This is a genomic window from Escherichia sp. KS167_9B (assembly GCF_030295215.1).
GTDB lineage: Bacteria > Pseudomonadota > Gammaproteobacteria > Enterobacterales > Enterobacteriaceae > Escherichia > Escherichia coli_F.
Genome location: NZ_AP025754.1, coordinates 1090643 through 1116389, shown reverse-complemented (window position 1 = coordinate 1116389; position 25747 = coordinate 1090643). Strand labels below are relative to the sequence as shown.

General features: G+C 50.1%; 18 protein-coding genes. 7 read left to right on the top strand and 11 right to left on the bottom strand.

Annotation, left to right across the window (positions count from 1 at the left end; genetic code table 11):
• Positions 1-30: 30 nt before the first annotated feature.
• The 4 genes from ycaO (at position 31) to pflA (ending at position 6323) form a co-directional block, all read left to right on the top strand.
• The gene (ycaO, locus tag QUE34_RS05410) at positions 31-1791 is read left to right on the top strand and encodes a 30S ribosomal protein S12 methylthiotransferase accessory factor YcaO (protein ID WP_032302795.1); all 1761 of its coding nucleotides are present in this window, start codon (positions 31-33) and stop codon (positions 1789-1791) included.
• 405 nt (positions 1792-2196) lie between these two features.
• On the top strand, positions 2197-3054 hold the full coding sequence (gene focA / locus QUE34_RS05405; protein ID WP_000642546.1) for a formate transporter FocA: 858 nt from the start codon (positions 2197-2199) through the stop codon (positions 3052-3054).
• A 54-nt stretch (positions 3055-3108) separates the two neighbouring features.
• On the top strand, positions 3109-5391 hold the full coding sequence (gene pflB, locus QUE34_RS05400; protein ID WP_001292814.1) for a formate C-acetyltransferase: 2283 nt from the start codon (positions 3109-3111) through the stop codon (positions 5389-5391).
• Between the two features lie 191 nt (positions 5392-5582).
• Positions 5583-6323: a pyruvate formate lyase 1-activating protein gene (gene pflA / locus QUE34_RS05395; RefSeq protein WP_000111043.1), complete on the top strand. Its 741-nt coding sequence runs from the start codon at positions 5583-5585 to the stop codon at positions 6321-6323.
• 81 nt (positions 6324-6404) lie between these two features.
• On the opposite strand, the gene QUE34_RS05390 is transcribed toward pflA, so the two are convergent.
• A complete protein-coding gene (locus QUE34_RS05390) occupies positions 6405-6995 on the bottom strand; it encodes an NAD(P)H oxidoreductase (RefSeq protein ID WP_032302794.1) in 591 nt (196 codons plus the stop codon).
• A gap of 99 nt (positions 6996-7094) precedes the next feature.
• Here QUE34_RS05390 and QUE34_RS05385 point away from each other — a divergent pair, with 99 nt between their 5' ends.
• Positions 7095-8003, top strand: coding sequence for a LysR family transcriptional regulator (locus QUE34_RS05385; RefSeq protein ID WP_001242673.1), 909 nt, complete (start codon positions 7095-7097; stop codon positions 8001-8003).
• Here QUE34_RS05385 and QUE34_RS05380 read toward each other — a convergent pair whose 3' ends face one another.
• Both QUE34_RS05380 and QUE34_RS05375 read right to left on the bottom strand, forming a co-directional pair.
• Positions 8004-9434 carry an APC family permease gene (locus QUE34_RS05380; protein ID WP_000918528.1) on the bottom strand — a complete coding sequence of 477 codons (1431 nt, stop codon included), beginning with the start codon at positions 9432-9434 and terminating at the stop codon, positions 8004-8006.
• 209 nt (positions 9435-9643) lie between these two features.
• Entirely contained in the window at positions 9644-10792 is a 1149-nt protein-coding gene (locus tag QUE34_RS05375; RefSeq protein WP_000109295.1) for an MFS transporter, read from the bottom strand.
• Between the two features lie 314 nt (positions 10793-11106).
• Between QUE34_RS05375 and ycaC the strand changes: the two genes are divergently transcribed.
• Positions 11107-11733 (top strand): isochorismate family cysteine hydrolase YcaC, encoded by a 627-nt coding sequence (gene ycaC / locus QUE34_RS05370; RefSeq protein WP_000165876.1) that lies wholly within the window; start codon positions 11107-11109, stop codon positions 11731-11733.
• Between the two features lie 35 nt (positions 11734-11768).
• Here the strand turns inward: ycaC and dmsC are convergent, their stop codons facing one another.
• The 8 genes from dmsC to lrp form a co-directional block, all read right to left on the bottom strand.
• A complete protein-coding gene (gene dmsC / locus QUE34_RS05365; RefSeq protein WP_000534649.1) occupies positions 11769-12632 on the bottom strand; it encodes a dimethyl sulfoxide reductase anchor subunit DmsC in 864 nt (287 codons plus the stop codon).
• A 1-nt stretch (position 12633) separates the two neighbouring features.
• On the bottom strand, positions 12634-13251 hold the full coding sequence (gene dmsB / locus QUE34_RS05360; protein WP_000213098.1) for a dimethylsulfoxide reductase iron-sulfur subunit DmsB: 618 nt from the start codon (positions 13249-13251) through the stop codon (positions 12634-12636).
• Positions 13252-13261: 10 nt separating this feature from the next.
• Positions 13262-15706 (bottom strand): dimethylsulfoxide reductase subunit A, encoded by a 2445-nt coding sequence (gene dmsA / locus QUE34_RS05355; protein ID WP_000850333.1) that lies wholly within the window; start codon positions 15704-15706, stop codon positions 13262-13264.
• A gap of 238 nt (positions 15707-15944) precedes the next feature.
• Entirely contained in the window at positions 15945-17237 is a 1293-nt protein-coding gene (gene serS / locus QUE34_RS05350; RefSeq protein ID WP_000886683.1) for a serine--tRNA ligase, read from the bottom strand.
• A 90-nt stretch (positions 17238-17327) separates the two neighbouring features.
• Positions 17328-18671, bottom strand: a complete 1344-nt coding sequence (gene rarA / locus QUE34_RS05345) for a replication-associated recombination protein RarA (protein WP_000067769.1) — start codon at positions 18669-18671, stop codon at positions 17328-17330.
• 10 nt (positions 18672-18681) lie between these two features.
• On the bottom strand, positions 18682-19293 hold the full coding sequence (gene lolA / locus QUE34_RS05340) for an outer membrane lipoprotein periplasmic chaperone LolA (protein ID WP_001295343.1): 612 nt from the start codon (positions 19291-19293) through the stop codon (positions 18682-18684).
• Between the two features lie 158 nt (positions 19294-19451).
• Complete coding sequence (gene ftsK, locus QUE34_RS05335) at positions 19452-23519, bottom strand: DNA translocase FtsK (RefSeq protein ID WP_103253269.1); 4068 nt, start codon at positions 23517-23519, stop codon at positions 19452-19454.
• Positions 23520-23652: 133 nt separating this feature from the next.
• Positions 23653-24147, bottom strand: coding sequence for a leucine-responsive transcriptional regulator Lrp (lrp, locus tag QUE34_RS05330; RefSeq protein WP_000228473.1), 495 nt, complete (start codon positions 24145-24147; stop codon positions 23653-23655).
• Positions 24148-24691: 544 nt separating this feature from the next.
• On the opposite strand from lrp, the gene trxB reads away from it, so the two are divergent.
• Complete coding sequence (gene trxB / locus QUE34_RS05325) at positions 24692-25657, top strand: thioredoxin-disulfide reductase (RefSeq protein ID WP_000537408.1); 966 nt, start codon at positions 24692-24694, stop codon at positions 25655-25657.
• Positions 25658-25747 lie beyond the last annotated feature (90 nt).

The following is a 25747-nucleotide window of genomic DNA, read 5'->3' as shown; positions in this document are numbered from 1 at the left end:
CGCGCTTTCCGTACGACTAAAGTGATTTTCATGACGCAAACATTTATCCCCGGCAAAGATGCCGCTCTGGAAGATTCCATCGCTCGCTTCCAGCAAAAACTTTCAGACCTCGGTTTTCAGATTGAAGAGGCCTCCTGGCTGAATCCCGTGCCTAACGTCTGGTCTGTACATATTCGCGACAAAGAGTGCGCACTGTGTTTTACCAACGGTAAAGGCGCAACCAAAAAAGCGGCGCTGGCTTCTGCACTCGGTGAATATTTCGAGCGTCTGTCTACCAACTACTTTTTTGCTGACTTCTGGCTGGGCGAAACCATCGCCAACGGTCCATTCGTGCATTATCCCAACGAAAAATGGTTCCCACTGACCGAAAACGACGATGTACCAGAAGGGCTGCTCGATGACCGTCTGCGCGCATTTTACGATCCGGAGAATGAACTGACCGGCAGCATGCTGATTGACCTACAATCTGGTAACGAAGATCGTGGTATTTGCGGTCTGCCGTTTACGCGCCAGTCCGACAATCAGATCGTTTATATTCCGATGAATATCATTGGTAACCTGTACGTTTCTAACGGTATGTCCGCTGGCAATACCCGAAACGAAGCACGCGTTCAGGGGTTGTCCGAAGTTTTCGAACGCTACGTGAAAAACCGCATTATTGCTGAAAGCATCAGCTTGCCGGAAATCCCGACAGACGTGCTGGCGCGTTACCCAGCGGTGGTTGAAGCCATCGAAACGCTGGAAGCAGAAGGTTTCCCAATCTTTGCTTATGATGGTTCGCTTGGCGGCCAGTATCCGGTGATTTGCGTGGTACTGTTCAATCCTGCTAACGGTACCTGCTTTGCCTCTTTCGGTGCGCATCCTGATTTTGGCGTAGCACTGGAGCGTACCGTGACCGAGCTGCTGCAAGGTCGTGGCCTGAAAGATTTGGATGTGTTTACTCCGCCAACCTTCGATGATGAAGAAGTTGCTGAACATACCAACCTCGAAACGCACTTTATCGATTCCAGCGGTTTAATCTCCTGGGACCTGTTCAAGCAGGATGCCGATTATCCGTTTGTGGACTGGAGCTTCTCAGGCACCACGGAAGAAGAGTTTGCTACGCTGATGGCTATCTTCAACAAAGAAGATAAAGAAGTTTATATTGCCGATTACGAGCATCTGGGCGTTTATGCTTGCCGCATTATCGTGCCTGGCATGTCCGATATTTATCCGGCAGAAGATCTGTGGCTGGCGAATAACAGCATGGGCAGCCATTTACGTGAAACGATTCTTTCACTCCCAGGCAGCGAGTGGGAAAAAGAAGATTACCTGAACCTCATCGAGCAACTGGATGAAGAAGGTTTTGATGACTTTACTCGCGTGCGTGAGCTGTTGGGTCTGGCGACCGGGTCGGATAACGGTTGGTACACCCTGCGTATCGGAGAATTAAAAGCCATGCTGGCGCTGGCTGGTGGCGATCTGGAACAGGCTCTGGTCTGGACCGAATGGACGATGGAGTTTAACTCATCAGTATTTAATCCGGAACGCGCCAACTATTATCGCTGCCTGCAAACGTTGTTATTACTGGCGCAGGAAGAAGATCGCCAGCCGCTGCAATATCTGAATGCGTTTGTTCGCATGTACGGCGCAGATGCCGTGGAAGCCGCCAGTGCGGCAATGAGCGGCGAAGCGGCGTTTTATGGCTTGCAACCAGTAGATAGCGATCTGCACGCGTTTGCTGCACATCAGTCGTTGTTGAAGGCATACGAAAAGCTGCAGCGCGCCAAAGCAGCATTCTGGGCAAAATAAAATCAAATAGCCTACGCAATGTAGGCTTAATGATTCGTCTGAGTTATATTACGGGGCGTTTTTTTAATGCCCCGTTTTACATATATTTGCATTAATAAAATAATTGTAATTATAAAGTTAAATATCGGTAATTTGTATTTAATAAATACGATCGATATTGTTACTTTATTCGCCTGGTGCTCCCTTTTAATTAACTGTTTTAGCGGAGGATGCGGAAAAAATTCAACTCATTTGTTAATTTTTAAAATTTATTTTTATTTGGATAATCAAATATTTACTCCGTATTTGCATAAAAACCATGCGAGTTACGGGCCTATAAGCCAGGCGAGATATGATCTATATCAATTTCTCATCTATAATGCTTTGTTAGTATCTCGTCGCCGACTTAATAAAGAGAGAGTTAGTGTGAAAGCTGACAACCCTTTTGATCTTTTACTTCCTGCAGCAATGGCCAAAGTGGCCGAAGAGGCAGGTGTCTATAAAGCAACGAAACATCCGCTTAAGACTTTCTATCTGGCGATTACCGCCGGTGTTTTCATCTCAATCGCATTCGTCTTCTATATCACAGCAACCACTGGCACAGGAACAATGCCCTTCGGCATGGCAAAACTGGTTGGCGGCATTTGCTTCTCTCTGGGGCTGATTCTTTGTGTTGTCTGCGGAGCCGATCTCTTTACTTCCACAGTGTTGATTGTTGTTGCTAAGGCGAGTGGGCGCATCACCTGGGGTCAGTTGGCGAAAAACTGGCTAAATGTCTATTTTGGCAACCTGGTCGGCGCACTGCTGTTTGTACTTTTAATGTGGCTTTCCGGCGAGTATATGACCGCGAATGGTCAATGGGGACTAAACGTCCTACAAACCGCCGACCACAAAGTGCACCATACTTTTATTGAGGCCGTCTGCCTTGGTATCCTGGCAAACCTGATGGTATGTCTGGCAGTATGGATGAGTTATTCTGGCCGCAGCCTGATGGATAAAGCGTTCATTATGGTGCTGCCGGTCGCGATGTTTGTTGCCAGCGGTTTTGAGCACAGTATCGCAAACATGTTTATGATCCCGATGGGTATTGTAATCCGCGACTTCGCATCTCCGGAATTCTGGACCGCTGTCGGTTCTGCACCGGAAAATTTTTCTCACCTGACCGTGATGAACTTCATCACTGATAACCTGATTCCGGTTACGATCGGTAATATTATCGGCGGTGGTTTGTTGGTTGGGTTGACATACTGGGTCATTTACCTGCGTGAAAACGATCACCATTAATGGTTGTCGAAGTACGCAGTAAATAAAAAATCCACTTAAGAAGGTAGGTGTTACATGTCCGAGCTTAATGAAAAGTTAGCCACAGCCTGGGAAGGTTTTACCAAAGGTGACTGGCAGAATGAAGTAAACGTCCGTGACTTCATTCAGAAAAACTACACTCCGTACGAGGGTGACGAGTCCTTCCTGGCTGGCGCTACTGAAGCGACCACCACCCTGTGGGACAAAGTAATGGAAGGCGTTAAACTGGAAAACCGCACTCACGCGCCAGTTGACTTTGACACCGCTGTTGCTTCCACCATCACCTCTCACGACGCTGGCTACATCAACAAAGCGTTGGAAAAAGTTGTTGGTCTGCAGACTGAAGCTCCGCTGAAACGTGCTCTTATCCCGTTCGGTGGTATCAAAATGATCGAAGGTTCCTGCAAAGCGTACAACCGCGAACTGGACCCGATGATCAAAAAAATCTTCACTGAATACCGTAAAACTCACAACCAGGGCGTGTTCGACGTTTACACTCCGGACATCCTGCGTTGCCGTAAATCCGGTGTTCTGACCGGTCTGCCAGATGCTTATGGCCGTGGTCGTATCATCGGTGACTACCGTCGCGTTGCGCTGTACGGTATCGACTACCTGATGAAAGACAAATACGCTCAGTTCACCTCTCTGCAGGCTGATCTGGAAAACGGCGTAAACCTGGAACAGACTATCCGTCTGCGCGAAGAAATCGCTGAACAGCACCGCGCTCTGGGTCAGATGAAAGAAATGGCTGCGAAATACGGCTACGACATCTCTGGTCCGGCTACCAACGCTCAGGAAGCAATCCAGTGGACTTACTTCGGCTACCTGGCTGCTGTTAAGTCTCAGAACGGTGCTGCAATGTCCTTCGGTCGTACCTCCACCTTCCTGGATGTGTACATCGAACGTGACCTGAAAGCTGGCAAGATCACCGAACAAGAAGCGCAGGAAATGGTTGACCACCTGGTCATGAAACTGCGTATGGTTCGCTTCCTGCGTACTCCGGAATACGATGAACTGTTCTCTGGCGACCCGATCTGGGCAACCGAATCTATCGGTGGTATGGGCCTCGACGGTCGTACCCTGGTTACCAAAAACAGCTTCCGTTTCCTGAACACCCTGTACACCATGGGTCCGTCTCCGGAACCGAACATGACCATTCTGTGGTCTGAAAAACTGCCGCTGAACTTCAAGAAATTCGCTGCTAAAGTGTCCATCGATACCTCTTCTCTGCAGTATGAGAACGATGACCTGATGCGTCCGGACTTCAACAACGATGACTACGCTATCGCTTGCTGCGTAAGCCCGATGATCGTTGGTAAACAAATGCAGTTCTTCGGTGCGCGTGCAAACCTGGCAAAAACCATGCTGTACGCAATCAACGGCGGTGTTGACGAAAAACTGAAAATGCAGGTTGGTCCGAAATCTGAACCGATCAAAGGCGACGTCCTGAACTACGATGAAGTGATGGAGCGCATGGATCACTTCATGGACTGGCTGGCTAAACAGTACATCACCGCACTGAACATCATCCACTACATGCACGACAAGTACAGCTACGAAGCCTCTCTGATGGCGCTGCACGACCGTGACGTTATCCGCACCATGGCGTGTGGTATCGCTGGTCTGTCCGTTGCTGCTGACTCCCTGTCTGCAATCAAATATGCGAAAGTTAAACCGATTCGTGACGAAGACGGTCTGGCTATCGACTTCGAAATCGAAGGCGAATACCCGCAGTTTGGTAACAACGATCCGCGTGTAGATGACCTGGCTGTTGACCTGGTAGAACGTTTCATGAAGAAAATTCAGAAACTGCACACCTACCGTGACGCAATCCCGACTCAGTCTGTTCTGACCATCACTTCTAACGTTGTGTATGGTAAGAAAACTGGTAACACCCCAGACGGTCGTCGTGCTGGCGCGCCGTTCGGACCGGGTGCTAACCCGATGCACGGTCGTGACCAGAAAGGTGCTGTAGCATCTCTGACTTCCGTTGCTAAACTGCCGTTTGCTTACGCTAAAGATGGTATCTCCTACACCTTCTCTATCGTTCCGAACGCACTGGGTAAAGACGACGAAGTTCGTAAGACCAACCTGGCTGGTCTGATGGATGGTTACTTCCACCACGAAGCATCCATCGAAGGTGGTCAGCACCTGAACGTTAACGTGATGAACCGTGAAATGCTGCTCGACGCGATGGAAAACCCGGAAAAATATCCGCAGCTGACCATCCGTGTATCTGGCTACGCAGTACGTTTCAACTCGCTGACTAAAGAACAGCAGCAGGACGTTATTACTCGTACCTTCACTCAATCTATGTAATTAGTTTTGACTGAAATCGTACAGTAAAAAGCGTACAATAAAGGCTCCACGAAAGTGGGGCCTTTTTTAGCACGAGAGCCTTTTTTGTCAGCTATCTATACTTTAAGGTGACTGCCAAAACAGACTCGACGTAGCCTTCGAGCTGCGCACCAACACGGCCTCAGATGGGCCACATCTGGAGAAACACCGCAATGTCAGTTATTGGTCGCATTCACTCCTTTGAATCCTGTGGAACCGTAGACGGCCCGGGTATTCGCTTTATCACCTTTTTCCAGGGCTGCCTGATGCGCTGCCTGTATTGTCATAACCGCGACACCTGGGACACGCATGGCGGTAAAGAAGTTACCGTTGAAGATTTGATGAAGGAAGTGGTGACCTATCGCCACTTTATGAACGCTTCCGGCGGCGGCGTTACCGCATCCGGCGGTGAAGCAATCCTGCAAGCTGAGTTTGTTCGTGACTGGTTCCGCGCCTGCAAAAAAGAAGGCATTCATACCTGTCTGGATACCAACGGTTTTGTTCGTCGTTACGATCCGGTGATTGATGAACTGCTGGAAGTAACCGACCTGGTAATGCTCGATCTCAAACAGATGAACGACGAGATCCACCAAAATCTGGTTGGAGTTTCCAACCACCGCACGCTGGAGTTTGCTAAATATCTGGCGAATAAAAATGTGAAGGTGTGGATCCGCTACGTTGTTGTCCCAGGCTGGTCTGACGATGACGATTCAGCGCATCGCCTCGGTGAATTTACCCGTGATATGGGCAACGTTGAGAAAATCGAGCTTCTCCCCTACCACGAGCTGGGCAAACACAAATGGGTGGCGATGGGTGAAGAATACAAACTTGATGGTGTTAAACCACCGAAGAAAGAGACCATGGAACGCGTGAAAGGCATTCTTGAGCAGTACGGTCATAAGGTAATGTTCTAATTTCCCCGTAAAGCGGCAACTTTATTGAGTTGCCGCTTTGTTATTCCGCGCTTCATTCTGCTACAGCGTTTTTAACACATCTTATAGTGCATCTACCATATCCCGTACCTGAGATAATAACGACTGATAATAGCTCGCGTGAAGTTCTTCCCCATCGAATACCACTGTATTACACAAGAAAGTGACATCGGCATCTTCAATACCAAGATAACTGCACATATTTATCAAATAATCGCTTATATTTTTTTCCCAGCCCATCTGGACAAATGATTCTTTGTCTCCTCCAACCAGCGCCACCCAACGAACTTTATTGAATGGTAATTTGTGCCCATCTCCATAAGCCAGCCCATTATTCCATACTCTGTCAATATATCCTTTTAGCATTGCTGGGAAGCTGTACCACCAGAGAGGAAAAACCACCACTAACGTGTCATGTTCAAGCAGCTCTGAATAAAGCTGATGAACCTCTGGAGAATAACGTTTATCCATATTCTTCCAGTCTGGTTCATCTTCCGGCGTCATCACCGGGTTGAAATTACGCCGATATAAATCGAGTTCCGTCACCTGTATTTTCCGCTCCATTGCCCGCTGATGGATCGCATCAGCAATATGTGCGGTCAATGAATCATGACGAGGATGGGCCCATACCAAATAAATACGTTCAGACTGCATAATTTTACCTCCACGTTAAGTTCTGGAGCGCACTTTACGCAGGCGGCATCATCCTGTAAACGTGATGATTCAGGATGAGTTAATGAAGGATTTTCACTAATGCGGATGAATATGTCTGACTTTGCCACTTTCTTTGCCGTGGCCCGTAATCAAAGCTTTCGTGCAGCAGGCGATGAGTTAGGCTTATCTTCGTCCGCCATTAGCCATAGTATTAAAACACTGGAACAACGTCTTAAAATTCGCTTATTCAATCGGACAACCCGAAGCGTATCGTTAACGGAAGCGGGTTCTAATCTCTATGAACGATTGCGCCCAGCTTTCGACGAAATCCAGATCATGTTAGATGAGATGAATGATTTTCGTCTGACACCGACAGGTACGCTCAAAATCAATGCCGCCCGGGTAGCTGCACGTATATTTTTAATGCCTTTACTGGTTGGTTTCACACGTGAATATCCTGATATTAAAGTCGAGCTCACAACTGACGACTCTCTTGTTGATATCGTCCAGCAGGGCTTTGACGCTGGCGTTCGACTTAGTGGCATCGTCGAAAAAGATATGATCAGCGTGGCGATCGGCCCGCCAGTGAAATTATGTGTAGCAGCAACGCCAGAGTACTTTGCAAGATATGGCAAACCCCGCCATCCTCATGATCTGCTTAATCATCAATGTGTTGTTTTTCGTTATCCCAGCGGCAAACCTTTCCACTGGCAATTTGCAAAGGAGCTGGAAATTGCTGTCGCAGGAAATATCATTCTGGATGATGTTGATGCTGAACTGGATGCCGTTTTGATGGGTGCTGGTATCGGGTATCTGCTCTATGAACAGATCAAGGAGTACCTTGATACCGGTCGTTTAGAATGTGTACTGGAAGACTGGATCACAGAGCGTCCAGGCTTCCAGATCTATTACCCAAACCGCCAGTATATGTCCTGCGGCTTGCGCGCATTTCTCGATTATGTAAAAACGGGTCAGATCTGCCAGAGTCAGCGTCACCGACCACAATAATTATTTGCTATTCGCTTTACGCGCCAGCAGCGGGAATATCAGCCCTAATCCCACCAGCACAAACGGCGTTGCAACATTCAGCGCCAACTGGAATGTCCACTCTGCGGTGAAGGCTTCCATTTTCGGGAAAATACCAGTCAGGCAGGCAAAAGCGGTAAAGGCAAAACACCAAATTCCGACGGTCATTGCCAGCGGCTTATTACGAATAAAGACATATTCCGGCTTATATTTCTGCGCCAGGCGAACAACTGCAATAAATGCAACAAATACCCATAAATAACGCAGCGGCATCACTACCGAGTTAAGATTCAACAGCCATTTATAGAGATTGTTCATATCACCGATGCCGAGAGTCGGCAGCATAATCAGGATCGCCACCAGCACCAGGGTCAGAAAATAGCCATTAACGGGCGTACCAGATGCGTTGGTACGACATAAACTGGCAGGAATATATTTGCTGTCAGCATCGCCTAATAATACTTTAAGCGGCGCATCAATCGAGAATACCAGCGCAGCTACTTGACCCAGAGTATTCGCAATGGCGTAAATCACCATTAAAGTATTACCCATGCTGTAATACTCGCCCAGCTTCTGGAAGGCGTAATACTGGCCGTTGGTCATTAAGTCATCGGGAATATTGCGGGAGTCAAACATCATCCCCATTGCAAGCGATCCAAGGATCGCGCACACCGCAACCATCACCGCCAGGCATAACATCCCTTTTGGAAATTCTTTTCCTGGGTTGCGCGTTTGATTAACGTAGGGAGAAATCTTCTCTGCTCCACCAACCGCAAAGACCAGCATTGAAATAGTGGTAATGTAGGTAAAGTCGATATGAGGAATAAACGTTTCCCAGGTAATGTTTGTGGTCGCAATATGCACTTCAGTAATCGCAGGCGCGGTTACCGCCATCGCCACATACAGGAGCGACATAACAAACATCGCAATCCCTGCCACAGAACCGACGATTTTCAGCGATTTCATACCGCGTGAAGCAACCCACATAAAGAAGACAAACAGCACCAGCGTTAACCCCTGTAACGCTACGACGGAATATTCTTTGATTAACGAACCGTCGCCTTTCATCGCCCAACCGAGCGCAATCAGTATTGCCTGGGGTTTTTGTGCCAGATAGGGAATATGCACTACCCAGTAGGTCCACGCGGCGAGGTAAGCCAGTCCGGGTCCCATCGTGTGTTTAATCCAGGTACTGACCCCGCCCTTCCCATCTTTGAAGGTCGAGCCTAACTGACCAACAATTAGCGCATAAGGTGTGAAATAGAGCGCAAAGATAAACACCCATGAAAAAACAACCACCAGCCCCTGGTTGGCGTAGTTATTAACAACGTTGCCAAAACCCCAGACAGTGATAAAAGACATCAGCGCAATGTTGTACCATCGCAGCTGTTTTTCCTGAACATTCCCAGCCATAGACAAATCCTTCGCCAAAATTAAAGGGGCATCTGTAAAACGAGGGATTATGCGCGGCAAATAAGAAGTGCGGAAATAGCGAAATGCAAAATTATAACCTGCTGCACATTTTATTTTGAAACGAATAAAATTTTGAAAAAAGCAAGTCAGAGAGAAGAAACAAAAAAGCAGAGTGTGAAACAGTAAGTTCACACTCTGCGTTAATTCATTTACACGTGAGCAACGGGTTTCGGCGTATGACCGGCGTTGCGAAGCAGCATCAGCAAATAGATAAACGATACGCTGGCGATCATGATAAACAATAAATTATCGGAGAAATTCTGCATTAGCATGGCAGTAAATGACGGGCCAAGCAGACTTCCCACAGTATAGCTCAACAGTAAGGCCTGGTTCATCGCCACCAGTTGATGATGTTCAACTTTCTCGCAAGCCCATGCCATCGCCACCGGATATAGCGTAAAGCCAGCGGCACCGAGGATGAATAACGCTGGGGCCATCGCCGCCTGGCTAAGCATCGCGATACTGCCGAGAATGACGACAAAGACCTGGACACGCAACACCAGCAGTCGACCAAACTTATCCGCCAGACGTCCAATCGGCCATTGTCCAAGGATACCCGCACTGACCAGTACCGCCATCCAGAAACCAATGCTGGCATTGCTCACCCCTTTGTGATTGAGGTACAGCGGCATCAGGCCATATAGAGATCCCAGAACGATTCCTGAGATAATGCAGCCATTCACGCCAAGCCGCGCCTGACGGAGTTTTAGCATGGACGTAATTGACGTCGAATCATGGTTTTCAGCCTGCTGATTCAGCACACGCGTAAACAACAGCGGTAAGATCCCTGCCAACGTCAAACCTGTAACCCACGGCAATACGGACATCAGCTCGGTTGAAACTTTGCTGACCAGTAACTGGCCTAAAAACGTTCCCACGTAATAAACCATCATATACGCAGCAAGCAAACGCCCACGGTTACGTGACGTCCCACTGCACATCAGCGCGCTCTCAACAACCACCCAAATCATGGCACAGCCGACGCCGGCGACAAAACGCCACGCCAACCAGCTCCAGAATCCAATCATCAGGCCAAGGCCGGCACAGCCAGCGGCAAAAATGAAGGAGGCCAGATAATAGCTGCGGTTAAAGCCAATGCGCTTAATGACATACCCTGTCAGCAATGTACCGACCAGGTTGCCGGTAAAATAGGATGAGCTGACAACGCCTACCTGCCATGTGGACATATGTTCCTGGGCGAGCCAAAGCGGCACGAGTGTATTTAACACTGCGATCGCCAAAGTCAACAAAAGCAGGCCAGACAGCAAAAGCATGACAGGCCGGGTATACGTGGACATGAATTAAAACCGTGAGGAAGTTCAAATTTCATGCGCATCATGCCACCGCCAAAAACATTGTCAATGGGTGAAAATACGCGCATATCGCAGCTGAGGTATTATCGATTTATATTACTCATTCATAACGCTAATGCTGGAGAGACGATTAATCTCATCTGATTGTTTTTATTGATCTAACACAAATTTCATACGCTTCGTTCAGTCGAAAAATTTCATGGTCACAGCAAACTCATATTTCCCGTCTATGCTTTCAGAGCAATGCATCGCGTCTGACCGATTTCAGACGTACCGCTGACTCTCGAAAGGAGAAGAGGATGACCAAACCGTATGTTCGTCTCGATAAAAATGATGCTGCCGTTTTGCTTGTTGATCACCAGGCTGGTTTACTTTCCCTTGTACGGGATATTGAACCCGATAAGTTTAAAAATAACGTGCTGGCGCTGGGCGACTTAGCTAAATACTTCAACTTACCAACAATTCTTACTACCAGTTTTGAAACCGGCCCTAACGGCCCATTAGTTCCGGAACTGAAAGCACAGTTCCCTGATGCACCTTACATTGCTCGCCCGGGAAATATTAACGCCTGGGATAACGAAGATTTTGTGAAAGCGGTAAAAGCGACAGGTAAAAAACAATTGATTATCGCTGGTGTGGTAACCGAAGTTTGCGTTGCGTTCCCGGCACTTTCGGCAATTGAAGAAGGGTTTGATGTCTTTGTCGTGACTGACGCGTCAGGAACCTTTAACGAAATTACCCGGCACTCGGCGTGGGATCGAATGTCGCAAGCGGGTGCGCAATTGATGACATGGTTCGGCGTGGCGTGCGAGCTGCATCGCGACTGGCGTAATGATATTGAAGGACTGGCGACGTTGTTCTCTAACCATATTCCTGATTATCGTAATTTGATGACCAGTTATGACACGTTAACGAAGCAGAAATAAAAGAGAACCGGGGCCGAAACCCCGGTTGTTACTCATTAACTTGCGACGGCCATCCCCACGGTCATATGCAAACCATAGAATACGCCACGACCGATTAATTCCCCTGCCAGAAGCAGAATGAATGATACGGAAAGTAGCGGAACCGCAGGCTGATAACCTTTTAGCTGTGGTGCAATCCACAAGCACAGGGCAACAGCCAAAAGCACGATCCGCCAGGACATCAGCGCACCATAGTCCGGCACCAGCGCTGCGGCCTGCTGCACAGAGCTATGAATAGTCGCCAGCTCTGCGCCCTGCATCACTGACACCACGCCACTCACTACCAGGGCCAGTACAGAAATAGCTGGCAGCAGACGCATCGCCCAGCCATCGACGCCAGCCAGACTCAGTAACAGGTAACCCAGTAACGGGCCGCCCATGAACATCGTCAGGAAGAAGCCCATCGGTGTCCAGATGCTGTACCAGGTGGGTACGGTATCGATGCTGTTATAGACACGCACCATCATCCAGACAAAGACTACGCCAAGAACCATCGTCACCACCAGCCACAGCGTACGCAATGCCGGTGACAGCTTTTTCAGCATTGCCAGTAACCAGCCGATGCCACCAACAGCAAAAAAGATCGAACCGCTGGCGATTTCGTTACTGAGTGCTGAAGCCCCTACCCGGTTGAGCGAGTTAAAGGCGCGCATCGGTGAACCAAGATGAAGCATAGAGGCGATAAAGCCAATACCCATCAGCACCCATAAGCCAAACATGCAGGCAATAACACGCTGCTGGGCTTCTGCTCGCAGGTCGCCTTTGAGCAGCGCCAAAGCCAGAACGATAAAACCACCTGCTACACATTGCCCGAAGACCGTGAAGATCATCAGCGGCCATTCATGCCATCCACTTCCCATCTCACACCTCCTTCGGGTTTGCCAGATAGCCAGTGGTATCCCCGGTCGGGCGGCTGTTGGCATTGGGTTTGATCACAATATTCGGTTTGGTAAAGTGAGCTCGCGGCAACGGCGCAACAGCCGCCAAATCGCCATGTTTTTTACGCAGCTCGTCGATAGGGCCGAAATCCAGCGCCCGCAGCGGGCAAGATTCAACACAGATCGGCTTCTTCCCCTCCGCAACACGGTCATAACAACCATCGCATTTGGTCATATGGCCTTTCGTTTCGTTATATTGCGGTGCGCCATACGGGCAAGCCATATGGCAGTAACGGCAGCCAATGCATACATCTTCATCGACCACAACAAAACCATCTTCACGTTTATGCATCGCACCGCTCGGGCAGACTTTAGTACAAGCCGGATCTTCGCAGTGGTTACATGAAATCGACAGATAGTAGGCAAACACGTTCTGGTGCCAGACACCGTTATCTTCCTGCCAGTCGCCGCCAGCATATTCATAAATGCGGCGGAAACTGACTTCTGGCGTCAAATCTTTGTAGTCTTTACAAGCCAGCTCGCAGGTTTTGCAACCGGTGCAACGGCTGGAATCAATAAAAAATCCATACTGGGTTGTCATCGGTTACTCCTTACACCTTTTCAACCTGAACAAGGTTTGTATGTGACGGATTCCCCTTAGCGAGAGGAGACGGACGTTGAGTGGTCAGTACGTTGATACAACCGCCCTTATCGACACGTTTTGCATCCGGGTCATACCAGGCACCTTCACCCAGTGCGACCACACCCGGCATCATTCGTGGCGTCACTTTCGCCTCAATATGAACCTCACCACGATCGTTAAAGATCCTGACTTTATCGCCGTTGTTGATACCGCGTTTTTGCGCATCAAGCGGGTTGATCCACATTTCCTGACGGCAAGCCGCTTTCAGCACATCAACGTTGCCGTAAGTTGAGTGAACGCGAGATTTATAGTGGAAACCCGTAAGCTGCAGCGGATATTGTTTGTTCAGCGGATCCTGATAACTTTCAAAGCCCGGCGTGTAGATCGGCAGTGGATCGATCACATCGCCTTCTGGCAATTCCCAGGTAGCGGCAATGTCAGCAAGCGCCTGCGAATAAATCTCAATTTTACCCGATGGCGTGGTCAGTGGATTTGCCTGCGGATCTTCACGGAAGGCTTTATAAGCAACGTGATGCCCTTGTGGGTCGCGCTTTTTAAAGATCCCCTGCTTGCGGAACTCTTCAAACGTTGGCAGTTCAGGAATCGCTTCCCGCGACTGGGCATACAGATGCCGCATCCACTCTTCCTGTGTACGGCCTTCAGTAAACTGTTGCTCAACGCCAAGACGTTTTGCCAGTTCGCTGGTCATTTCATAGATGGTCTTACATTCAAAGCGCGGTTTAATCACCTGATCGTTGAAAATCACGTAAGACATATTCCCGCAGGATGCATCCAGTGCAAAGTCCATCTGTTCGGAAGCGGTGCAGTCAGGCAGCAGGATGTCAGCATATTTCGCCGATGAAGTCATGTGGCAGTCGATAACCACAATCAGCTCGCACTTCTTATCATCCTGAAGGATTTCATGGGTACGGTTGATTTCAGAATGCTGGTTAATCAGGCAGTTACCGGCATAGTTCCAGATCATTTTGATCGGCACATCCAGCTTATCTTTCCCGCGCACACCATCACGCAGCGCTGTCATTTCCGGGCCTCGTTCAATGGCATCGGTCCACATAAACATCGAAATGCTGGTCTGGATCGGGTTTTCGAGGGTCGGCATACGGACAAAAGGTAAGCTGTATGAACCTTCACGCGCGCCGCTGTTGCCCCCGTTAATACCAACGTTACCGGTCAGAATCGCCAGCATCGAGATAGCACGGGTTGCGATTTCACCGTTAGCGTGACGCTGCGGGCCCCATCCCTGGCTGATAAACGCCGGTTTGGTACTACCGATTTCACGAGCCAATTTGATGATTTTGTCTGCCGGAACACCGGTGATTTGCGAGGCCCATTCCGGCGTTTTAGCCACGCCATCTGGCCCTTCACCCAGAATATAAGCTTTATAGTGACCATTTTTCGGCGCACTGGCTGGCAGTGTTTTCTCGTCGTAGCCAACGCAATATTTATCGAGGAATGCCTGATCCACCAGGTTTTCGGTGATCATGACATACGCCAGACCGTTAACCAGTGCGGCATCTGTTCCCGGACGAATAGGGATCCACTCATCTTCGCGCCCGGCACCGGTGTCAGTATAGCGCGGATCGATGATGATCATGCGAGCATTAGATTTCTGGCGCGCCTGTTCAAGATAGTAAGTCACCCCACCGCCACTCATTCGCGTTTCGCCAGGGTTATTACCAAACAGCACTACCAGTTTACTGTTTTCGATATCCGACGGGCTGTTACCATCTGCCCAGCCGCCGTAGGTATAGTTCAAACCTTCCGCAATTTGCGCGGAAGAGTAGTCACCGTAATGGTTCAGATAACCGCCGCAGCAGTTCATCAGGCGAGCGACCAGGGTATTTCCCGGCGGCCAGGAGCGGGTCATGGTGCCGCCCAGCGTACCGGTACCATAGTTCAGATAGATAGACTCGTTGCCGTACTCTTTGATCAGGCGCTGCATATTGGTCGCGATGATGTCGTAGGCTTCTTCCCAGCTAATGCGCTCGAATTTGCCTTCACCGCGCGCCCCGACTCGTTTCATCGGATATTTCAGGCGGTCCGGATTGTAGACACGGCGACGCATGGAACGCCCACGCAGACAGGCGCGCACCTGGTGCAGGCCGTCATAGTTGTCATCGCCGGTATTATCCGTTTCAACATATTTAATTTCACCGTCCACAACGTGCATACGTAGCGGGCAGCGGCTACCACAGTTAACTGTACAGGCGCTCCAGATTACCTTTTCGTCTGACTTTGCCGGAAGGGCACTATCAACAGCGTGCGCAATCCGACTAAAAGGTAATGTTAATGCGCTGCTGGCCATTGCCAGGCCGCCGATCGCTGTCGTTTTTACCAAACCACGGCGACTCACCTCAGCAGCCAATACCGCATCAGGGATTTTCGTTTTCATAATGGCTCACTCAAGCTTGCTCACGATTGATTCCAGTAACAAACCGTATTGTGTAATTATTTCTATAGCAGGTCGCTATATAGGCTTGTATATATCGAATAATTTGAAAATCAAAGAGATATGTAGATTTTCACTCGAAAGTAGTATTACGTGTAAGTGAGGAGTAATTATTGTTCGGTATCAAAGGGAGACAAAAAAAGCGCCCGCAGGCGCTTTTTAGATTCAGAAAAATTGGGTATTAGCCAATATATTCCAGTCCGTTCATATACGGACGTAGAACTTCTGGTACTTCAATACGACCATCAGCCTGCTGATAGTTTTCCATTACCGCAACCAGCGTACGGCCAACAGCCAGACCAGAACCGTTCAGGGTATGAACCAGACGGGTTTTCTTGTCCGACTTGCTGCGGCAACGTGCCTGCATACGACGCGCCTGGAAATCCCAAACGTTGGAGCAGGAAGAGATCTCGCGGTAGGTGTTCTGTGCCGGGATCCATACTTCCAGGTCGTAAGTTTTACAAGCGCCAAAGCCCATGTCGCCGGTACAAAGGATGATTTTACGGTACGGCAGGCCCAGCAGTTGCAGGACTTTTTCTGCATGACCAGTCATCTCTTCCAGCGCCGCCATTGAGTCTTCCGGGCGCACGATCTGCACCATTTCAACTTTGTCGAACTGGTGCATACGGATCAGACCACGGGTGTCACGACCATATGAACCTGCTTCAGAACGGAAACATGGGGTGTGGGCGGTCATCTTAATTGGCAGATCATCTTCATCGATGATTTCACCGCGTACCAGGTTGGTCAGCGGAACTTCTGCCGTTGGGATCAGTGCATAGTTACTGGTGTCTGCTTCTTCTTCCAGCGGACGAGTATGGAACAGATCGCCAGCAAATTTCGGCAGCTGACCCGTACCGTACAGCGTGTCCTGGTTAACCAGGTACGGAACATAGTTCTCACTGTAGCCATGCTGTTCGGTATGCAGATCCAGCATAAACTGCGACAGTGCGCGGTGCATGCGAGCGATCTGCCCTTTCATTACCACAAAGCGGGAACCAGTCAGCTTAACTGCAGCTGCAAAGTCGAGGCCAGAGTGCATTTCACCCAGCGTCACGTGGTCACGAACTTCAAAGTCAAACTCACGCGGGGTACCCCAGCGGCTGACTTCAACGTTGTCATTTTCGTCTTTACCTACCGGCACTTCATCTGCAGGCAGGTTAGGGATGGTCAGCGCGATATCGCGAATTTCAGCCTGTAAAGCATCCAGCTCGGCTTTTGCTGCATCCAGCTCTTCGCCCAGTTTGTTAACTTCCAGACGTAAAGGCTCGATATCTTCCCCGCGCGCTTTCGCCTGGCCAATGGATTTCGATCGGGAGTTACGCTCCGCTTGCAGGTTTTCCGTTTTGACCTGCAATACTTTACGACGCTCTTCAAGAGCGCCCAGCTTATCTACATCCAGCTTAAAGCCCCGGCGTGCCAGTTTTTCAGCGACTGCGTCTGGCTCATTACGCAGCAGATTGGGATCGAGCATGCTTATCCTGTGCTTATCGAATTAAATGGGAGATGTGGCCACAGCCTGCGACCACAGGGATACAGTAACAACATTACCGCAACGATAACATTAACGGTAGCGTTTTATGGGGCTATTTTGATCCTGTTCAGCCAGCCAGGCGAGCTTTTCGCCAATCTTGCCTTCAAGGCCCCTGTTTGTCGGGAAATAATAGCGTGTTTGTGCTATTTCCGGCGGGAAGTAAACCTCACCGGCAGCATAAGCGTTTGCTTCATCATGAGCATAACGATATTCCTGACCGTAGCCCATTTCCTTCATTAATTTCGTCGGCGCATTACGCAAATGAACCGGCACGTCATAATCCGGACGTTCGCGAGCATCGGCCAGCGCGGCTTTAAATGCGGTATAGACAGCGTTACTTTTTGGCGCGCAGGCCAGGTAAACAATCGCCTGAGCAATGGCACGTTCACCTTCAGCCGGACCAACGCGAGTAAAGCAATCCCAGGCCGCAATTGCCACCTGCATCGCCCGTGGGTCAGCATTACCCACATCTTCAGACGCAATCGCCAGGCAGCGACGCGCGACATATAACGGATCTCCACCGGCGGTAATAATTCGCGCATACCAGTACAGCGCCGCATCGGGTGCGCTCCCACGCACCGATTTATGCAGTGCAGAGATCAGATCGTAAAAGCGATCGCCTTTGTTATCAAAGCGGGCGCTACGCTCACCGGCGATTTCGGTCAGTAATTCAGGCTTCAGGACTCGCTTACCGCTATCATCGACTTCAGCCATATCCGCCATCATTTCCAGCGTATTTAACGCGCGGCGCGCGTCGCCATTCACCAATTCAGCGATGGCGCGTCTTGTTTCACCCGGCAGAACGATATCCTGACCACCATAACCGCGGGTTTTGTCTTCCATCGCCTGAGTCAGTACCTGTTCGATATCCTCTGTACTCAGGGATTTCAACAGGTAGACACGGGCACGGGAAAGCAGTGCCGAATTAAGCTCAAATGACGGGTTTTCAGTGGTTGCACCAATAAAAGTGATGGTGCCGTCTTCGATATGTGGCAGAAATGCATCCTGCTGACTTTTGTTGAAACGGTGAACTTCGTCAACAAAAAGAATAGTGCGGCGACCAGCATTGCGGTTTTGCCGAGCGCGCTCGATCGCCTCGCGAATCTCTTTCACGCCAGAGGTGACGGCAGAAATACGTTCCACATCAGCGTTCGCATAACGGGCTATAACTTCAGCGAGGGTTGTTTTGCCGGTACCCGGTGGCCCCCAGAGGATCATAGAATGCAAATGCCCAGCTTCGATAGCGCGCGGCAATGGCTTCCCGGCAGCCAGCAAATGTTGCTGGCCGATATACTGTGCTAAATTTTCTGGCCGCATACGCGCGGCCAGAGGTTGAAAAGTATTATCCGAAAAATCGAGCGACAGATTGCTCACTCAGGTGCCTCTACTTACGTTGATCATCTACCGTGACGCCTTGCGGCGGGGTGAAGGTAAATTTCGCTGCATCCACAGCCCCATTTTGCTGGGATTTCAGCTGATAACTGCTGCGCTGATCGTCCTGCTCCACCGCGCTAAACTGATGGATTGTGCCATCACGCCCTACGTTAATGGTGAACTGCTTCAAATTGCCATTGCTGGCTTTCGGCGTCAGGACAAAGTCATCGCCATTCTGTTTGATATTGTACTGCTGCCAGTCGCTGGACTGGTTGCGGGCAATCAGCATAAACGGCGTATTACCGGTGGCATCTTTCAGCCAGGTTGCCGTAGCTTGCTCAACGAACGGGTTATAGAACCACAGTGTTTTACCGTCAGAAACCAGAATGCTTTCGTCAGGTTGAGTCATATGCCAGTTGAATAAGTTTGGACGTTTCACCCACAGATCGCCCTGACCTTCCTGCACCGCAGCGCCGCTACCGTCAGTCACTTTTTGTGTGAAACTGGCGTGGAAGCTGCTGACTTTATCCAGACGGCTTTTCAGATCGCTTGCGGCATCAGCCCAAACACTGGACGCCACTAAACTTGAGAGTAATGCACAGGTGATGGCAATTTTTTTCATCATTGTTCCTCAAATTACGTCACTCCCGATCGGGAGTTCCCTCTACTCTCTATTCCAGGCTAATAATCAGCTTGAGGAAAGAAGAAAATACTGAATTTTCAGTTGATAGAGTGCCGGATGCAACGCTACCTCGCCTTATCCGGCCTACGATGCATTAATTAGTCAAACGGCGGTGGGGCCAGCACTTCACGATTACCGTTGTGCCCCTGTTCGCTGACAATCCCTTGCGCTTCCATCTGTTCGATAATACGCGCTGCACGGTTATAACCAATGCGGAACTGACGCTGTACGCCTGAAATTGACGCTTTGCGTTTTTCAATGACAAACTGCACCGCCTGATCGAACAACGGATCCAATTCTTCAGCGCCATCGAAACCACCCGCACCACCTTCGCTTTCGCTGTCGGAGGTGATGCCGTCAACATACTGTGGGCGACCACGCGCTTTCCAGTCCTGCACCACGGCATGAACTTCCTGATCGCGAACAAAAGCACCATGAACACGTACCGGCAACGTGGAGTTCGGCCCAGAGTAAAGCATATCCCCCATACCCAGCAGTGATTCCGCGCCAGCCTGATCAAGAATGGTACGGGAGTCAATCTTGCTGGAAACGGTAAAGGCAATACGGGTCGGAATATTCGCTTTAATCAGACCAGTAATAACATCAACCGATGGACGCTGCGTTGCCAGTACGAGGTGGATACCTGCAGCACGGGCTTTTTGCGCCAGACGTGCTATCAGCTCTTCCACTTTTTTACCTACCGTCATCATCAGGTCGGCAAATTCGTCCACCAACACCACAATGTACGGTTCTTTTTTCAGCACCGGATGCTGGGCATCCATACTGTCACCCGGCTTCCAGTACGGGTCTGGAATCGGACGCATCATGCGATCGGCTTCAGCAATTTTTTCGTTATAACCCGCCAGATTACGCACACCCAGTGCAGACATCAGTTTATAACGACGCTCCATCTCGTTAACACACCAGCGCAGCGCGTTGGCGGCATCTTTCATATCGGTAACAACTTCCGTTAACAGGTGCGGAATGCCTTCATAAACCGAAAGCTCCAGCATTTTCGGGTCGATCATGATGAAACGCACATCTTCTGGCTGTGCTTTATAAAGCATGCTCAGGATCATCGCGTTCACACCGACAGATTTACCGGAACCGGTAGTCCCCGCAACCAACAAGTGCGGCATCTTCGCCAGATCGGCAACCACCGGCTCACCGGCGATATCTTTACCCAGCACCACGGTTAATGGCGACGGATTATCGCGGAATTTGGCGTTATCCAAAACTTCGCGCAGATAAACGGTTTGTCGTTTTTTATTCGGTAACTCCAGACCTACATAAGGTTTGCCAGGAATAACTTCAACGACACGCACCGCGACCGTCGAAAGTGAACGGGCAAGGTCACGAGACAAGTTAGAAATGCGCGCCGCTTTTACGCCCGGTGCCAGATTCAATTCAAAGCGAGTGATAACCGGTCCCGGAGAGTAATTGACGACATCGGCTTTAATACGGAAATCAGCCAGACGCGCTTCCACCAGACGCGCCATTTGTTCAAGCGCAAAGGTATCTACCGGTTCCACTTCGCTCGGTGGCGGTGTCAGCAAATCCAGAGAAGGCAGCGGCGTCGTCGGTTTATGCAACGGACGGCTGTCGCCATTACGCATCAACAGCGGATGAAGCAGGGTATCCTGCGGCTGCGGCGCAACCGGTTGTTGTGGCTGCTGATACTGCGGCTGCGGCGCAACTGGCTGTTGCGGCTGCTGATATTGCTGCTGTGGTGCAACCGGCTGTTGCGGCTGCTGATATTGCTGCTGCGGTGCAACCGGTTGTTGTGGCTGCTGATATTGCTGCTGCGGCGCTACCGGTTGTTGTGGCTGCTGGTATTGCTGCTGCGGCGCTATCGGTTGTTGCGGCTGCTGATACTGCGCCTGTGGCACTACCGGTTGTTGCGGCTGCTGTACAGGTTCAACAATTGGCGTAAACAGCGGTTCGTGTGGCCCATCATCCAGCAAAGCTTTCATTGGCGAAAATTCGAAATCATCCAGCGAGAACGGATTCGCCCCAGCCGGTTGTTCGCCCGAATAACGTTGCTGTTGAGTTTGAGCAAACTGACGAGCCAGTTCTGCCTCTGCTGCAGCATCTGTATCTTCTGCGTTGACTGGCACATCATGTTGATACTGTTCGCCATAGCGTTGCTGCTGCGTCTGGGCGAACTGACGCGCCAGTTCATCCTGCTGCATCGCATCGATTTCATCATCGTTATACTGATCGCCGGAATCGTACTGATTGCGCTGGGCTTCACGGGCTTTTTCTTCTGCTGCACGCTGTGAGGGCAGCTTAATGCCATATGACGCCAGTTCACGACGAGTTGGCACCCGGATACGTTTCGGTCGTGGCAACTGCGGGCCAATCCCCTCTTTAACCTGCGGACGCGGTCCACCGCTATTTGCCAGACTGAAGACTGGTGCGGCAACGGTTGCGGCAGCCCCCGTCGCCAATGTCGCTTTTTTCACGCCAGATGCCAGCGGAGAAACAGCGGCAGCGGCTTCTACTGGAGGTACTGCTGTAACAGAAGGTGCTTTCAGCGATGATTTAATCGGTTCTGGTTCTTTAACCGGTTCAGGAATCGGTTGATACCAGGCCGCAAGTTGTTCACGTTCACGGGCACGCTTCTCTTCCACTTCTTCAAAATAGTAAAGCGGCGGACGTGCGGGTTTTGTCTCTTCTACAACGGGTTCAGGCTCCGCAACAGGCTGCTGTTCAACGGATTGCGGCTGTTGGTATAACGGTTCTTGAGCGGCTGGCTGCTGATAAGTTTGCTCCGTCTGGTATGTAGACTGTGGAGCAAAAGTGGATTGCTGCTCTTCGGCTTGCCAGGCGTTACCTGCCACCGGTTGTTCTGGCGCAGGGGCGTAATACGGCTGTTGCGCAGACTGTTCCGGCGCAGGAGCGTAGTAAGGTTGTTGCACAGGCTGTTCAGCTGCAGGCGCATAATACGGCTGCTGTGGCTGTACAGGTTGTTGCAGCGGCTCATTATATTGCACTGCAGGCTGCGCATATTGTGGCTGCTGAGGGTAACCTTCCGGTGCAGGAGCAATAACCGGCTCTCCCGTTTGTGGCCCCGGTACAGGCTGCCAGGCTACTGTAGGTTGCGCAGGTGGAACATCAACAGAGGCAACTGGCGGCGTCTGAGTCACAGGTTCAACCGGTGCAGCCCAGCTTTGTGTCGCCGTGGTAGCAGCAGCTGCTACAGCAACAGGTTCGGTAATTGGCGCACCGTTTAATAATGGATCGTATTCGTCATATTCTGGCTGCGTTGCACGATTGCCCGAAAAGAGGACGTCGTCAGGGTCGGCAGCCACACCGCGTGCAGTGTAGGTAATCTCTTCTTCATCATCCATCCGCTTACCGGAGAACAACGCAGCATCTGTTTGCCGCCCCATCGGATTAATGAATTTTTCCGCCAGACGTTTACGACGTGCTAGCGCGCCGCGAAGAATACGGGCACGGCGCGATTCATGCTGTTTGCCGCGATTTTCATCTTCATATTCTTCGTCGTCTTCATACTCATCTTCATCGACCCAGGTATCATCGCGACGGGTACGATTACTGGCGAAGGTGAGAATGTTTAAAATCCAGCCGCCGAGTTTTTCAGCAATGGTCACCCATGACCAACCGGTGAACAGCGTCAGGCCCGCTGCCCAAACGCAGAGCAGCGCAATAGTTCCCCCGCTACTGTGTAGCAGTGGTTGTAGCGTAGTGCTTAGTAAGCTGCCGATGACGCCACCAGAGGCAAAATACCAGATATCGTCAGCGTTGATTGCCGCCAGACCACAAGAGGTAAGGATGAGCGCCAAAACGCCAATGATGCGTAGCGAAACGGCAAAATAATCAATGTATTCGTCACTGGACTGATGACGCCAGGCAAACCAACAGCCGCCGACGATAATGACGGGAATGGTGTAAGCCATCACGCCAAAAATAAAGAACAGCGTATCTGCCAGCCACGCACCGGGCATTCCACCTAAATTATGGATAGGCTCATGCCAGGCCGTTTGCGACCAGCTGGGGTCCGAAGGGTTAAAGCTTAGTAAGGCAGCCATCAACCAGACGGCAAACAGGACAATAAGGATCAGCAACGCCTCCAGAAGGCGGCGGCCGCTACTTAACTTTGTCAATGTGACTTCTTTGTCTTCAGTGTATTCCTGGCTCAAGAAAGGCTCTCCAGGTTACAGGCTTTTCCTGCCCGATGCTAAAACGGACAACAGTACCAGGTTACCCCAGTACTGTTGCTGTATGGATTAACAGGAGTGTAATCAAAATACGCCGATTTTGCACCTGTTCGTGTTAGCGCGTCTTAATAACCAGACGATTACTCTGCTTGACTTCTTCCATAACAACGTATGTCCGTGTGTCATTGACGCCAGGCAGACGCAGCAGGGTTTCCCCCAACAACTTACGGTAAGCTGACATATCCGGCACGCGTGTTTTCAACAGGTAGTCGAAATCACCGGATACTAAATGACACTCCTGAATTTCTTCAAGTTTTTGTACAGCGGTATTGAATTGTTCAAACACATCCGGTGCGCCACGATTCAGAGTAATCTCAACGAATACCAGAAGTGATGCATCCAGATAATGGGGGTTCAGCAGCGCTGTATAGCCCTGAATAAACCCTTGTCTTTCCAGCCGACGCACACGCTCAAGGCACGGCGTTGGGGAAAGTCCCACACGTTTAGAAAGCTCGACGTTAGAAATACGCCCATCCTTTTGCAACTCATTAAGAATGTTACGATCGATACGGTCGAGATCTTTGCCAGGGCGCTTCTTGCTATCTACCATTATTATTGTCTCTCTGTATTCCTTCCCTACTCCTGTCTGACCCTGAAACATCACTGTTCAGAGTCGCTACCCGTCACGATAGACCGAAATCATTAAGATTCACGGCGCGCAATGCCTGGTCTACGGTGAGAAGACCGTTGCCTGGTGGCAGCTATCGACATCACGAATGGCGTCTGTCCACGCCATACGTAGATTTCACTAGCACGGTAAACATGGTATTTACATGCATGGTTATGCGCATATAAGAATACTGTTTTTTTTCTTCCTCGAATGTTTTCGCAAAACACCAGGGGATTGTCAAAGCAAAACATCGATTTTTAGTACAACATGCCAGATATTCATTAACAGGGGCGTTTATTCATCATTTAATCGGCTTATAACGCGGGAAATTTAAGTAGCAGAGGTGATAATGCCGGAGGGAGTTTGACCTACTTATCGATACTGCCGATTGCACAAATTGTTAACAAAATCGTCATACTCTTTTTTTACGTCTGTAAATTCCCTACAATCCTGCCCATTGTCTGCCAACAACTATGGGGATCTCATGGGCACGACCAAACACAGTAAACTGCTTATCCTGGGTTCAGGCCCGGCGGGATACACCGCTGCTGTCTACGCGGCGCGCGCCAACCTGCAACCTGTGCTGATTACCGGCATGGAAAAAGGCGGCCAACTGACCACCACCACGGAAGTGGAAAACTGGCCAGGCGATCCAAACGATCTGACCGGTCCGTTATTAATGGAGCGCATGCACGAACATGCCGCTAAATTTGAAACTGAAATCATTTTTGATCACATCAGCAAAGTAGATTTGCAGAATCGTCCGTTCCGTCTTACTGGCGATAGCGGCGAATACACTTGTGATGCGCTGATTATTGCCACTGGAGCTTCTGCTCGCTATCTCGGCCTGCCGTCTGAAGAAGCCTTTAAAGGGCGTGGGGTTTCTGCTTGTGCAACCTGCGATGGTTTCTTCTATCGTAACCAGAAAGTTGCGGTCATCGGCGGCGGCAATACCGCGGTTGAAGAGGCGCTGTATCTGTCTAACATCGCTTCGGAAGTGCATCTTATCCACCGTCGTGACAGTTTCCGCGCAGAAAAAATCCTCATTAAACGTCTGATGGATAAAGTGGAAAACGGCAACATCATTCTGCACACCAACCGTACGCTGGAAGAAGTGACCGGCGATCAGATGGGCGTCACTGGCGTTCGTCTGCGCGATACACAAAACAGCGATAACATCGAGTCACTCGACGTTGCCGGTCTGTTTGTGGCTATCGGCCACAGCCCGAACACGGCTATTTTCGAAGGGCAGCTGGAACTGGAAAACGGCTATATCAAAGTGCAGTCGGGTATTCATGGTAATGCCACCCAGACCAGCATCCCTGGCGTATTTGCCGCAGGCGACGTGATGGATCATATTTATCGCCAGGCTATTACCTCGGCCGGTACAGGCTGCATGGCGGCACTTGATGCGGAACGCTACCTCGATGGTTTAGCTGACGCAAAATAATTTTACAAATCAGTAACAAAAGTAAAGAAGGCGACACCATGCGACTATGGGTCGCCTTTATTTTTTCCCCGTTGTAACATTGCTCTGCAA